General features: G+C 42.1%; 14 protein-coding genes and 1 pseudogene. 5 read left to right on the forward strand and 10 right to left on the reverse strand.

The genetic code is table 11. The features are described from left to right. Window positions 1-5: 5 nt before the first annotated feature. Entirely contained in the window at window positions 6-674 is a 669-nt protein-coding gene (locus N773_RS0103570; protein ID WP_024856493.1) for an HAD family hydrolase, read from the forward strand. 27 nt (window positions 675-701) lie between these two features. Beyond that, a complete protein-coding gene (locus N773_RS0103575) occupies window positions 702-1,379 on the forward strand; it encodes a TIGR00266 family protein (protein ID WP_024856494.1) in 678 nt (225 codons plus the stop codon). An 87-nt stretch (window positions 1,380-1,466) separates the two neighbouring features. Here N773_RS0103575 and N773_RS0103580 read toward each other — a convergent pair whose 3' ends face one another. The 4 genes and pseudogenes from N773_RS0103580 to N773_RS0103600 all read right to left on the reverse strand — a co-directional run bounded on the left by N773_RS0103580 (window position 1,467) and on the right by N773_RS0103600 (window position 4,514). Then, complete coding sequence (locus tag N773_RS0103580; RefSeq protein WP_024856495.1) at window positions 1,467-2,177, reverse strand: IspD/TarI family cytidylyltransferase; 711 nt, start codon at window positions 2,175-2,177, stop codon at window positions 1,467-1,469. A 32-nt stretch (window positions 2,178-2,209) separates the two neighbouring features. Then, window positions 2,210-2,791, reverse strand: coding sequence for a DUF3267 domain-containing protein (locus N773_RS0103585; RefSeq protein ID WP_024856496.1), 582 nt, complete (start codon window positions 2,789-2,791; stop codon window positions 2,210-2,212). A 79-nt stretch (window positions 2,792-2,870) separates the two neighbouring features. Further along, window positions 2,871-3,203, reverse strand: a pseudogene (locus N773_RS21735) (GNAT family N-acetyltransferase); the annotation flags it as partial. Window positions 3,204-3,359: 156 nt separating this feature from the next. Then, window positions 3,360-4,514 carry a ribose-phosphate pyrophosphokinase gene (locus N773_RS0103600; protein ID WP_024856497.1) on the reverse strand — a complete coding sequence of 385 codons (1,155 nt, stop codon included), beginning with the start codon at window positions 4,512-4,514 and terminating at the stop codon, window positions 3,360-3,362. Between the two features lie 329 nt (window positions 4,515-4,843). Here N773_RS0103600 and thrH point away from each other — a divergent pair, with 329 nt between their 5' ends. From thrH to N773_RS0103615, 3 genes are all read left to right on the forward strand, one after another. Further along, window positions 4,844-5,449 (forward strand): bifunctional phosphoserine phosphatase/homoserine phosphotransferase ThrH, encoded by a 606-nt coding sequence (gene thrH / locus N773_RS0103605; RefSeq protein WP_024856498.1) that lies wholly within the window; start codon window positions 4,844-4,846, stop codon window positions 5,447-5,449. Between the two features lie 178 nt (window positions 5,450-5,627). Further along, window positions 5,628-7,682 (forward strand): polysaccharide biosynthesis protein, encoded by a 2,055-nt coding sequence (locus N773_RS0103610; protein WP_024856499.1) that lies wholly within the window; start codon window positions 5,628-5,630, stop codon window positions 7,680-7,682. A 193-nt stretch (window positions 7,683-7,875) separates the two neighbouring features. Continuing rightward, window positions 7,876-8,520: a M15 family metallopeptidase gene (locus tag N773_RS0103615; protein ID WP_024856500.1), complete on the forward strand. Its 645-nt coding sequence runs from the start codon at window positions 7,876-7,878 to the stop codon at window positions 8,518-8,520. 39 nt (window positions 8,521-8,559) lie between these two features. On the opposite strand, the gene N773_RS0103620 is transcribed toward N773_RS0103615, so the two are convergent. The 6 genes from N773_RS0103620 to N773_RS0103645 all read right to left on the reverse strand — a co-directional run bounded on the left by N773_RS0103620 (window position 8,560) and on the right by N773_RS0103645 (window position 13,738). After that, on the reverse strand, window positions 8,560-8,907 hold the full coding sequence (locus tag N773_RS0103620; RefSeq protein WP_024856501.1) for an arsenate reductase family protein: 348 nt from the start codon (window positions 8,905-8,907) through the stop codon (window positions 8,560-8,562). A 45-nt stretch (window positions 8,908-8,952) separates the two neighbouring features. After that, window positions 8,953-9,183 (reverse strand): Imm7 family immunity protein, encoded by a 231-nt coding sequence (locus N773_RS23455; protein WP_155250921.1) that lies wholly within the window; start codon window positions 9,181-9,183, stop codon window positions 8,953-8,955. Between the two features lie 74 nt (window positions 9,184-9,257). Further along, entirely contained in the window at window positions 9,258-10,871 is a 1,614-nt protein-coding gene (gene pckA, locus N773_RS0103630) for a phosphoenolpyruvate carboxykinase (ATP) (RefSeq protein ID WP_013498451.1), read from the reverse strand. 369 nt (window positions 10,872-11,240) lie between these two features. After that, the gene (locus N773_RS0103635) at window positions 11,241-11,639 is read right to left on the reverse strand and encodes an Imm6 family immunity protein (RefSeq protein WP_024856502.1); all 399 of its coding nucleotides are present in this window, start codon (window positions 11,637-11,639) and stop codon (window positions 11,241-11,243) included. After that, complete coding sequence (locus N773_RS0103640; protein ID WP_024856503.1) at window positions 11,636-12,550, reverse strand: ribonuclease Z; 915 nt, start codon at window positions 12,548-12,550, stop codon at window positions 11,636-11,638. The genes N773_RS0103635 and N773_RS0103640 overlap by 4 nt, the downstream gene beginning before the upstream one ends. Window positions 12,551-12,712: 162 nt before the next feature. Further along, entirely contained in the window at window positions 12,713-13,738 is a 1,026-nt protein-coding gene (locus N773_RS0103645) for a glycoside hydrolase family 5 protein (RefSeq protein ID WP_024856504.1), read from the reverse strand. Between the last annotated feature and the right edge of the window lie 166 nt (window positions 13,739-13,904).

A 13,904-nucleotide genomic window follows, 5' to 3' on the forward strand; every position in this document is an offset into this window, starting at 1 on the left:
GAAAAATGTATACACTAAATAATATTGACGGCATTGTTTTTGATATGGACGGTGTTATATTTGATACAGAAGCAGTTTGTATGGAGTGCTGGCTCAAAGTCGGCAATCGATACGGACTTGAAAATGTTGAATATTATGTAAGACTTTGCACCGGGCGAAATGAAAAAGATACCGAGCGAATCGTCACCGAAGCTTATGGCGATAAGCATGATATAAAAAAGCTTCGTGCGGAAGTAAATGATGAAGTTCAGGCTACTTTAAAGAAAGGTGTTCCTCTCAAAGCGGGAGCTAGAGAAGTTCTTGAATGGCTTCACGAAAGCGGAGTTAAGATCGGGCTTGCATCTTCTACTCGTTACGATGTTATAGTAAGAGAAATGACAGAAGTAGGTCTTCTGCACTGTTTTGATGCGATAATCGGCGGTGATATGGTTGAAAAATCCAAGCCCGAGCCTGATATATACATTACGGCTTGCAGGAAGCTTGGATTTGACCCCAAGAATACCTTTGCAGTTGAGGATTCCCGTAATGGAATAATCTCTGCAAGTGCTGCGGGCATGATGCCTATACTTATCCCCGATCTTATTGAACCTGATGAAGAAATGCTTGAAAAAGCTTATGTCAAGCTTGATAGTTTGATGGAATTTAAAGATAAAATGTTAAGTACAGGTTTATAAACCTGACAAATAAAGGAGGTACAAAAAATGCGTTACGAAATTCAAGGCGAGCCGCTGCCCGTTGTCATCTGCTATCTGAATAACGGTGAGGCGATCAAATGTCAGCAGGGAGCTATGAGCTGGATGAGTCCCAACATGAATATGTCCACCAATGCAGGCGGTGGAATAGGAAAGGCTCTTTCACGTGCTTTTTCGGGTGAATCTATGTTCCAGAATGTTTACACTGCTACCAATGGCGACGGTATGATCGCTATGGCTTCAAACTTCCCCGGTGCTATTAAGCCCATGGATGTTTCTCAGATGCCGATCGTTGCTCAGAAATCAGCTTTCCTGGCAAGTGAGATGGGCGTTAATATGGAGATATTCTTCCAGAAGAGACTTGGTGCAGGCTTCTTCGGCGGTGAGGGCTTCATTATGCAGAAGTTCTCAGGTCAGGGTACAGTTTTCCTTGAACTTGATGGTTCTATAGTTGAGTATCAGCTGGCACAGGGTCAGTCGATGCTTGTTGACACAGGTTGTCTTGCCGCTATGGAAGCTTCATGCTCCATTGATATCGAACAGGTTGCAGGCATAAAGAACAAGCTGTTCGGCGGTGAAGGCTTCTTTAATACAAGAGTTACCGGTCCAGGTCACGTATGGCTCCAGACAATGCCTGTTGGCAATCTTGCAGGTGCTATCAGACCTTATATTCCTACCGGTTCCTGATATGTACATATATTATATCCCCGTCTTTTGGCGGGGATATTTTTATACAAAAAAGGCGGAAAGCATGAAATCTTTCCGCCATGTATCCTATTGCCTTTCGCTCATCGCCATCAATCCCGCGATCATCAGGTCGTGATCGGTGGTGATCTTGAAATTCATGGGTTCTCCTTGAACTATGTGTATGGGATAGCCACATTCCGTCAGTATACCGCAGGTATCCGTCAGTATACTAAGCTTTTCGTCTCCGAGCTTTCGTATGCACTCGCATAAAGTTGATATCTCAAATGTCTGAGGTGTCTGAGCTCTCATTAGCTGCTTGCGTGGAAGATTCTCAGTAACGGTCATACCGTCAGTAGTTCTGATAACAGTGTCATCTGATGGTATATAAGTTCCACAGGCTGCTGTCTTCATCGCCGTTTCAATATTTTCGCGAATAATTTTCTCACTGACGAATGGTCGTACTGCATCGTGTGTGATAAGCACATCGCCCTTATTTATACCGAACAGAGCTGTGACCTCACGCAGGATATTCATGACAGTTCCGTTCCTGTCCTTACCACCCGTTACCAGCCGAACACGCTTTGTGCTGATGTTGAATTCTTCCAGAAGCTTGTCAGCATAGTCATACCAGTCGGGATTGATACCAACGTATATCCTCTCTATCTCGCCTATCTCCTCAAATGCACGTATCGTCCTGATAAGTATTGGCACACCGCCTATTTCGATGAATTGCTTTGGCTTGTCGGCATTTTTTATACGTGTGCCGCTTCCGCCAGCGACTATTCCTGCAAAGATCATACTACCCCTCCTTTGGTATATAATAGGTATCATCACCGCAGAAAAGCATCCTTGCTGCCTGCGGGTATTTTTCTTAACATATAATAAACATTGTAAGCATCAGGATAAGGACTTATCATGCCCATCATGGAAAGTATGAACAGTATACTGTTCATCGCACTGTTATCTGCTGGACTTAGCTGAAAAAATATCAGCGGAACTATCCCGAGTATGTATGGTAAAAGTGACATAAGCGCAAATCTTTTTCTGCTAAGTGGACATGAAGCAAGAGCTACGCAGGCAAACTGTCTGACGATGCCCACGCTTACAGTTGTATTTCTTGGGTAAACTACAGCGTGCAAAAGTTCGTGAAGTATAAGGGAAGCTGATGATATCGCAAGTCCTATGATAGACCAGGGTAAACTAATGACATTGATTTTTGCTGTATAACATTTTACCACCATAGATATCATGCATATCATGAATGAGCAGGCTGCAAAAGGTGCAGCTTTCATCATCATATCTCCGATAGAATTTGGCAGATCAGTTTTTACTGCATTGTTTGGCAGGGGAGCGCTCTGAAATTTTTCGATGTCTTTCTGATCTATTATCCCTATCCATCTTATCTTTGGCATAAGTTTACTCCATTATAAAAGATTTATCGGATACATACGGTCCGTTATCAACTGAGCAGAATATTTTTACCTGTGATATTCATTTGCTGTATTCTTCTTTAAGTATAGCGTATATGTAAAAATCGTTATACCCTCTCTCTTTTGAAGGATATACCTGTTTGAATTCTGCTTCTCGCCGCATACCAAGTCTTTCGCAAAGTTTGAAAGATCTTTCATTGCGGACATCTATTTCAGCCATTATCCGCCTTGCACCAATTTTATCGAATGCATATCGGATAAAAGCTCCGACGCTTTCGCAGGCGTACCCATTGCCTTGATAATTCCTGTTGAAAGTATAACCTATCTCGTAAGTGCCATACTCTCTCTTGGAAAAGTATATTTTACCGATGACTTTGCTATCAAGTACAACAGCAAAAAATTCACTGCATCCGTAAGTATCTCTGCAAGATCATCGCCGTCAGCGGATCTGAATCTTCTGACAGAGAGTCGTTTTTTTCCGAAAAGAATATCCATAGTTAGCTTACATATATAACAAACGGGCGCAGAACGCCCGTTAAGTTATACTAAATTAATTACCTTTTTTGATATCGTACTTGTCAAGCAAAGCAGATATCTTCTTGTGAGGATCGATGACCTCAGATATGGAAGCATCATGGTTAAGTGCTGCGATGTAATAAGCGATGTACTTAGCAACATCAACTTCGTGGAACCATTTTCTCTTCAGCAGTTCGGGAGTTCTGTAGGTCAGGTTTGTACCGAATACGCCATCGATAATGCCATCAGCATAAGCCTTATCAAAGCTTGCAAGACCGTTTGTGAATATAGCATAGGTAGCATAGCAGTAGATCTTGTTTGCATTGCGCTTTTTCAGTTCAACTGCAACTTCCAGCATGGATTCACCCGAAGAAATGATATCGTCAGCTATGAAAACGTCCTTGCCCTTAACGTCGTTGCCCATATACTCGTGTGCTACGATGGGGTTTCTGCCGTTTACAACTGTTGAGTAATCACGTCTCTTGTAGAACATACCCATATCAACGCCCAGTACGGAAGCGTAGTACATATTTCTGTTGATAGCTCCCTCGTCAGGAGATACGATCATGAAATGCGCCTTGTCGGGCTTGAAATCGTCCAGACTTCTGAACATTGATTTCAGAACCTGATAGGAGGGAATAATGTTGTCAAAGCCCATCAGAGGAACTGCGTTCTGAACTCTGGGGTCGTGTGCGTCGAATGTCAGAACATTTGATACGCCCATAGCCTGGAGTTCCTGTAATGCAACAGCACAGTCAAGAGATTCACGGTAATTTCTGCGATGCTGTCTGCCGCCGTAAAGTGAAGGCATGATAACATTTATACGGTGACACTTACCGCTTGCTGCCTGAATGATACGCTTGAGATCCTGATAGTGGTCGTCAGGCGACATATAATTTTCGTGACCGAAGTAATTGTACTTTACACTGTAATTACCCATATCACAGAGAATGAAAAGATCATTACCTCTTACGGTCTGTTTGATAAGACCCTTGCCGTCACCAGATGAAAATCTGGGACACTCAGCATCAACCAGGAATGTCTCCTTAAAGAAATTGTCCTCATTAGCCCACTTAACCAGATAAGCGTTGACCTTTTCTCCCAGTTCCTTAGCACCCTCCATAGGGATAAGTCCCAGAGGAGCCACTCTGGAATCGTTGTCAAATAAGATCTTGTCAGCACTGCCCATTATCTTACATACCTCCATATTATACATAGCGAATTTTTCCGCCTTATTCCAATTAACATTATAACTTATAATCTTTGCTTTTACAAGGGTTTTTTCAGAAATTTAACAGTTTTTCATTATTTGACCAAAATTATACTTTTTTGCAAAAACAATTTTTGCAGTTAGTGATAACAAAATAATTCATATAAGCGCCGCTACTATATAATTTTAGAAATAGAGTATATATTTGCAGGATTAGTAATTAAAAAATGCAAAAATACCCTTTACATTTTCATAAATATGTTGTATAATAATATTCGGAAATTTGAGACATTATGGAGGAATTTAAAATGATAGTTACTTGTCTTGACCTTGAGGGCGTTCTGGTTCCTGAAATATGGATAGCTTTTGCAGAAGCCAGCGGTATCCCCGAGCTTAAAAAGACCACAAGAGATGAACCTGATTATGATAAGCTCATGCAGTATCGTCTTGCTATACTCAAAGAGCATGGTCTGGGTCTGAAGGAGATACAGGATACCATTGCAAAAATCGATCCTATGCCCGGTGCTAAGGAGTTTCTTGATGAACTCAGAGACTGCTGCCAGGTACTTATCCTGAGTGATACTTTCACACAGTTCGCAAAGCCCCTTATGAAGAAGCTTGGTATGCCTACCATATTCTGCAATGAACTGGTAGTTGCTGACAACGGCGAGATCACAGGCTACAAGATGCGTTGTGAGAAGTCAAAGCTCACTACTGTTAAGGCTCTTCAGTCCTGCGGTTTCGAGACTATTGCAAGCGGTGACAGCTACAACGATCTCGGCATGATACTGAACAGTCGTGCAGGTTATCTGTTCAGAAGCACTGATCAGATAAAGGCTGATTATCCTCAGCTTCCCGCATTCGAGACTTATGATGAACTTCTTTCAGCTATCAAGGCTGAGATAGCTAAATAAGATAAATCGGCATTACAGACACCGACTTTTGGTCGGTGTCTTTTTGTGTTGCTGTGACCAATTATTGGATGTCGTATGAAATTTATTTTATTGACTAATTTATATACAAATACTTGACATATATTGATTTAATATGTTATAATATGTTAAACTAGTGAAAATAGGGGGGAGCTTTATAATGGAAGTAGATTTCATAAGCGTGAACAAAGTAAAGCTCAGATCAAAAAAACGGTTTGAACATTGGCAGATTATTTCTATCTATTTGTTCATGTACGATATCATTGTAAGTGCAGGCAGTTATTTTGCCGCACTTTGGCTGAGATATGATCTGAGTTTTACAAAGATACCAAGGGAATATCTTAAAGCATATGCGTATTTTATGCCTATATATATCGCGGCAGTATTCCTTGTTCATGGCTATAACAAGCTTTACAGAAGTATATGGAGATTTGCAAGCTATTCCGAGTTGAAGCGTGTATCATTTGCAACGGCTGAGCTTGCTGTCATTCATACGGTGCTGATAACAGTGATATTCAGACGTATGCCTGTATCTTACTATATAGTGGGTGCTATGCTGCAGTTTTGTTTAGTTATCGGTATCAGATTCTGTTACCGATTTATCCTGCTCGAACGTGAACGGATTTCAGAGCGAGGTAAAGAGTGCGACAGAAGATATAAGCGTGTTATGCTGATTGGTGCGGGCAATGCAGGTCAGATGATCATGAGAGATATTGAACAGTCCACCACACTTCGTGAAAAGGTCGTTTGTATCATCGATGATAACCCTAATAAGTGGGACAGATACATAGACGGTGTTCAGATCGTCGGCGGACGTGATGACATACTTCTGTCGGTGCAGAAGTATAACGTCAATGCTATATATGTTGCTATTCCAAGTGCTTCGCCCGAAGACAGACGTGATGTGCTGAATATATGCAAGGAAACAGGCTGTGAATTGAAAAACCTTCCAGGTATATACCAGCTTGTAACAGGCGATGTTTCTGTTGCTAAGATGAAAGACGTCGCTATCGAAGATCTGCTTGGCAGAGAACCTATCGAGATGGATATGTCTGAAGTCTATGACAGTATTCAGGGCAAGGTCGTCCTTGTTACAGGCGGCGGCGGCTCCATTGGCAGTGAACTTTGCCGTCAGGTCGCAAAGCATAATCCAAAACAGCTCATAATCTTCGATGTTTATGAGAATAACGCATATGAGATACAGATGGAACTCAGACGCAATATGCCTGACCTTAACCTTGTTGTGCTTATTGGTTCTGTGCGCGATAATAAGCGTATTAACGAAGTTTTTGAGAAGTATCACGTTGATATAGTATACCACGCTGCTGCGCACAAGCACGTTCCCCTTATGGAGGACAGCCCCTGTGAGGCTATAAAGAACAATGCTATCGGCACTTATAAGACTGCCTATGCTGCAATGCGCAGCGGCTGTCAGAGATTTGTTCTCATATCTACCGATAAGGCTGTTAACCCTACAAATATTATGGGTGCCAGCAAGCGTTTGTGTGAAATGATAATCCAGACCTTTGATTATATGGTCAAAAACGGCAGATGCGGCGAGCTGCCCAGAATACACGCTCATATGACAGGGGAGGACTGGGAAGCAGATGAAGTACTGGAGAATTTTACCCCACATACTCAGTTCTGCGCTGTACGTTTTGGCAATGTGCTTGGAAGCAACGGTTCCGTAATTCCGCTGTTCAAAAAGCAGATTGCTGAGGGTGGCCCAGTTACAGTCGTTGATAAGAATATCAACCGCTTTTTCATGAGTATCCCCGAGGCAGTATCATTAGTGCTTCAGGCAAGTATCCTTGGTAATGGCTCTGAGATATATGTGCTCGATATGGGTGAGCCTATCAAGATAGATACCCTGGCACGCAACCTTATCAAGCTTTCGGGCCATAAGCCAGATGTCGATATCAAGATCATTTATACAGGTCTTCGCCCCGGCGAGAAGCTTTATGAAGAAAAGCTTATGTCTGAGGAAGGTCTTAAACGTACCAAGAACCAGAAGATCCATATCGGACAACCTATACCATTTGAGTATGAAAAGTTCATAAAAGATATTAAAGAACTTATGGACATTGCCTACACCGAAGATGAGTACAGAGTTTACGAAAAGGTATGTGAAGTCGTAACGACTTTCCACCCGACTTCTGCGCCTGTAAAACCTGTTCTTTCTTCATCAAATGTTAAACAGGCTGTCAATGTCTGATAGGTCAGCTTGAAGAATTATACGAAAATACTTCCGGTACTTCTGCACCATCAATGCAGAAGTACCATTTTGTCTTTGTAAATTAAAATCTTAAAGAAAAAAGTATTGACAAAAGGGGATATATCTGATAAAATATCCTATGCTGATATCGACATGGTGTTGATATCATGTCTTTTGGTTTGGAGGAAGTAAGATGAAAAATGAAGTTATCATGCTTCGTGAGGGCTTTTCTGCCTGCCCTGTTCCCGATGAAGTTAAGGAGCGAATCAAGGGCGTGACTTACAAAGAAAACAGTGAGATACATATGGATGATCTTTCGTACCTTAATATCAGGTATCTGGATTTTTCCCACAATATCGCTGATGGTGAGATGATAGTGCATAAATCTCTGGCGAAAGAGGTTCTGGAAATTTTCGAGATGCTGTTTGAAGCTGAGTATGAGATCGAAAAGATACGTCTTTGTGATGAATATGACGGCGATGATGAGCGTTCTATGGCGGATAATAATTCCTCTGCTTTCAATTTCAGGAACGTTGCGGGTACGCAGGAACTTTCCCTTCACGCACTTGGAAGGGCGATTGACATAAATCCGCTGTACAATCCTTATATAGTGGGCGATAAGATAAGTCCTGCAAATTCGGCAGAGTTCGCTGACAGGGGTGCGGATTTTCCTCACAAGATAACCCACCATGATCTTGCTTTTAAGGTATTTGCAAGCAAAGGCTGGCACTGGGGCGGTGACTGGACTAATTCCAAGGATTACCAGCACTTCTACAAAAACAAGGAAAACCTTGTGAAGTCCGCAGTTGATAAGATCAAGAAATTAGTTGCAGATTAAACAAAACGTACCGAGAGTGGTTCTCGGTACGTTTTTTCGTTATTTCTGCTTTTCCCAATCGGCTTCTTTGAACCCAACCAATACGGTGTCTTCGTTTACGAGTATAGGGCGTTTTACCAGCATACCATCTGTTGAGAGAAGTTTCAGCTGTTCATCTTCGGTCATTGTCGGTAGCTTGTCTTTAAGCTCCATTGATTTGTAGAGCAGTCCGCTGGTGTTGAAAAACTTTTTTAACGGCAGACCACTCTTGGCATACCAGGTTTTCAGTTCTTCATAAGTAGGATTATTCTCCTTGATATCACGCAGTTCATACTGAAAGCCGTTATCATCCAGCCATTTCTGGGCTTTTTTGCAGGTTGTGCATCTGGGGTAGCAAATGAATAACATATTATTCCTCCTTTTGTATGTTTTTATTGTATATCTCAGCTTCTATCACAGGTATACATGGTGAAAGCATTTTATCTCTGACTTTCGAGCATTCACCGTGCTTGAAATAAATACCTGAAGTTCGTTGAAATGCTCTTTGTCACTATCGTCATGAAGATAGATAATACCATAGCTTCCGTTTACCGCTTTTGCAGCATCACGGAATACGCCGATGATCTTATCGACCTCATCAGTGTAACATTCATTTACGGTCAGCCATCCGTGTAGTTCAACAATATTGTCACCTCATACAGATCTGTATCAAAAAAGCTCCGCAAGGGATGCGGAGCTTTAATTTAAAGTCTGATATATTAGAGCTTAGGACCAGCAGCAACCAGTGCCTTACCAGCCTCGTTGCCCTCGTACTTGGAGAAGTTCTTGATGAATCTGTTAGCCAGATCCTTTGCCTTCTCTTCCCACTCAGAAGCATTTGCATATGTATCTCTGGGATCGAGAATACCGGAATCAACGCCGGGCAGCTCGGTAGGAACTTCAAAATCAAAGAAGGGGATCTTCTTGGTAGGAGCCTTCAGAACATCGCCGTTCAGGATAGCGTCGATGATACCACGAGTATCCTTGATGGAGATTCTCTTACCTGTTCCGTTCCAACCAGTGTTTACAAGGTATGCCTTAGCACCGCTCTTTTCCATCTTCTTAACGAGCTCTTCAGCATACTTTGTAGGATGCAGCTCGAGGAATGCCTGACCGAAGCAAGCAGAGAATGTAGGAGTAGGCTCTGTGATGCCACGCTCAGTACCAGCCAGCTTTGCAGTAAATCCAGACAGGAAGTAGTACTTGGTCTGCTCAGCAGTCAGGATAGATACAGGAGGCAGTACGCCGAAAGCATCAGCGGAGAGGAAGATTACGTTCTCAGCAGCAGGACCAGCAGAAACGCCGTTAACCTCGGAAGCGATGTTGTTGATGTGATCGATAGGATAAGAAACACGAGTGTTCTCGGTTACGGACTTATCATCGAAGTCGATCTTGCCGTTTGCATCAACAGTTACGTTCTCAAGCAGAGCGTCTCTCTTGATAGCGTTGTAGATGTCAGGCTCGGATTCTTTATCAAGGCCGATAACCTTTGCATAGCAGCCGCCCTCGAAGTTGAATACGCCGTTGTCGTCCCAACCGTGCTCATCGTCACCGATAAGTCTTCTCTTAGGATCTGTAGACAGAGTTGTCTTACCTGTACCGGAAAGACCGAAGAAGATAGCGGTGTGCTTGCCGTCCATATCGCAGTTAGCGGAGCAGTGCATGGAAGCGATGCCCTTGAGAGGGAGGTAGTAGTTCATCATGGAGAACATACCCTTCTTCATCTCGCCGCCGTACCATGTATTGATGATAACCTGCTCACGGCTTGTGATGTTGAATACAACAGCTGTCTCGGAATTCAGACCCAGCTCCTTGTAGTTCTCAACCTTAGCCTTGGAAGCGTTGTAAACAACGAAATCAGGCTCAAAGTTTTCAAGCTCCTCAGCAGTGGGCTTGATGAACATATTCTCGATAAAGTGTGCCTGCCATGCCACCTCAACGATGAAACGAACAGCCATTCTTGTATCCTTGTTAGCGCCGCAGAAAGCATCAACTACGAACAGCTTCTTGTTGCAGAGCTCTTCAACAGCGATCTTCTTAACAGCATCCCAAGTCTCCTTGGAAGCAGCGTGGTTATCGTTCTTGTACTCATCAGTTGTCCACCAAACAGTGTCCTTGGAGTTCTCGTCCATAACGATGAACTTATCCTTAGGTGAACGACCGGTGTAGATACCTGTCATAACGTTTACAGCACCCAGTTCGGTCTCCTGTCCAACCTCGAAACCTTCAAGACCAGCCTTGGTCTCCTCCTTGAAAAGCTCTTCATAGGAAGGGTTGCGGATGATCTCAACTGAACCTGTGATGCCATACTTTGTAAGATCAAGATTTGCCATTTTATTTTCCTCCTTAAAATAATTGACTTTGTAAATTGAGCACGAAAATTGCTGAATAAACAACAATATATAGTGGCACTCATTATTTCTATTATACCATATTTTCAGCCTTTGTCAAGCATTTTGAAAATGAAAGACAAAAATTTAACATTATGACAATTTACCATATAAAATCAAGACCATATTATTTGCATTTTGCAAGTATATTCCGATATGTATGCAAAATTTAATCATAATAAACATATAACGGATATAGGGCAAATTGTCGATAAAACGCAGTTTTTAAAGACTTAAAGTTTCTTGTATGAAACTTTTGAAACAGTATATCTTTGAATTTGTGATATATAAATCCTGCAATACTGTTATACTTTATAGGCATACCGTTCTGCAGAAGATTTGATAGCAATCTTTGGGCAATGGTCTTTTCTCTTTTAGATAGGTGAAAAATCCGTCAATCTTATCACCTTGAATTGGCTCGATATCCTCAGGCAGAAACTTCTGTCCCTCGCTGTGATATTTCGCACATATCATACACATCAGCACTGATATAAACGCCTGCCGGAATACTTCATCATTTGTACCATTCGCATTTTCTGCACAGATGTAAAGTTCATCATCTGTGACCAAGCTATAAAGTTCATCAGCAGTATAATTCCTGCTTTTAAGTTTTTCAATAATTGAAGGGCAGTGATCTGCAAATTCAGCTGCTATTATATTTTTGTGACTATTCGTTATCCACAGCAGATAGTCGAGAGCATTTTCTGTCATAGTGTTTTCTTCTCTCCGTCTTTGGATATCACAACAGCAGGGAACAGATTTTTCAGTTCTTTTTCAAAATTCTCGGGATGCTTTTCAGCCGGGCTGTAATGTGTCAACCATAATTCCTTGACACTAGCTTCTTTAGCAAGTCGGCAGGCATCCTGCATAAGCATATGACCCTTTTCGTTCATACTCTGCTTTTTGTCTGTGTCACCGTACATACCCTCGCATATGAACAAATCTGAATCCCGCGCAAAGGGTACTATCTCTTTTATCGGAAGTGTATCTGTCACGTAAGTTACCTTGACAGATGGACGCTTTTCGCCTGTTACATCTTCAGGATGAATGACCCTTCCATCTTCAAGAGTAACAGTTTCACCGGAATGCAGTGATCTCCACATTTTAACAGGAATCCCAAGCTCCTGAGCTTTTTCCGGCTGAAATACAGGTTTCTTATCCAGCAGAAAACTATATCCCAAGCACTTGACGCTGTGTTTCAGCGGGAGAGTAGATATCGTCAGCATAGGGTCGATCTTATCAGCTGTGAAGCTGACTGCTTCTTTGTCGGGAAGTTTGTGAAGCCTGAACTCAAATGGAAGATGTCCGCAGACAGATATCAGGTTTCTAACTATGCGCTCGGCACTTTCGGGTATATAGATATCCAGTGCATCTTCCCTTGAACAATTACCCATTGAAAGCAGCAGCCCCGGCAGACCTGTTACATGGTCGGCGTGATTATGGGTAATAAGTATCATTTCTATGCGGCTTATCTTTATATCAGCAGCTGCAAGTGCTACCTGCATACCCTCACCGCAGTCGATAAGTATTGCTTTTCCGTTGTATTCAATAAAACACCCTGTCAGGAACCTGTTTTTCAGAGGCAGCATACCGCCTGTTCCCGCAAGACAAATATCGGGCATTTTCATCTCCTCCTGTTCTTATATATCATACTCTGTTATTATACCATAGCCGACTTCAGAAATCAATACCGCATAAAACAATTTTTAGGACAAAAAATCCCCGCAAAGTCGGGTAACTTTGCGGGTGAGGGGGAGAAAATTTATAAATATATTATGCAATTATCAGAGATAATTTATAAGCTCGTCGATAACACCGGCCATTCTTTCATCGGAAAGACCGAAGTCTTTTTCCTTGTAGTTCCATGCAGCCCTGCCTATGCCGAACTTTTTGAACGCTGCGTTTATCTCTTTATACCATTTAAGTATTTCCTTAGGATCAGCTCTGTCGATAACGCCGTATTCGCCGCAGTACATAGCAACGTCTCTCTCTTTGCAGACACTTACGCCGTTAGCGAAACGTTTTTCAAAATATGTAGGATCGAAACCGCTGTCAGGAACATCTATGTAATCCTGTATCCTTGTGAGACCGGTCGCCTTAGCTGATTCGCGGTAATCCTCAATATTGCCTGGGTAGCCTATGCGGAAATCCTGAGGCATCTCATCTACCCAGTAAGCGCCCTGATGGGTGAACATGAAAGGATCATAGCAGTGGAAATTATATATGATATTGTCGTCATAAGGCTTATCCAGATCTGCCAGTGCGTCGATGGAATTGTTCCAGTAGCTTCCCAGTACAATCTTTACATCCGGTGAATCCTTGCGGATGACTTCAATAGCCTTTTGTGCTATCTTGTTCCACTTGGGACTGAGTTCCTTGTCGTTTACTTCATTGAGAAGTTCAAATGCGACTCTGTCAGAAAGTTTGCCGTAGCGCTTGGAGAGTCTTTCCCACCACTTGTAAAATCTTTCCTGCAAGTCTTCATTATCGAAAAAGCCTTCCTGACCGTCGCCTGAGTAGAAGGAATATCCGTAAACCTTATGTACGTCTATCAGAACATTCAGGTTGTATTCCTTGCACCATTCGAGTGCCTTGTCAAGGTACTCGAAGCCATCGTTCTTGAGTTCGCCCTCATCTGTTTCAAATATATTGTAATCTATTGGAAGTCTTACATGATCGCAGCCCCATCCTGCGATTTTTTCGATATCTGCTTTTGTTATGAAAGTATCGAGGTGTTCTCTGTCATATCTGCCCTGAGAAAGCCAGCCTCCGAGGTCTACGCCTTTCTGAAATCCTTCAAATTTTTTCATAGAAGCCCTCCGTCCTATAAATCATTTAGTTCAACCTTTGTTCTTATGTTAATGTTATGATAACATATATTTATCATTTATAATACCACATTTATAATATTAATATCAAAACATTAATTATTTCGGGAGTGTTATTTGAATATGAACTCCCTCTTTCAGTATATAT

The organism is Ruminococcus albus AD2013 (genome assembly GCF_000526775.1).
GTDB classification, from domain to species: domain Bacteria; phylum Bacillota; class Clostridia; order Oscillospirales; family Ruminococcaceae; genus Hominimerdicola; species Hominimerdicola alba_A.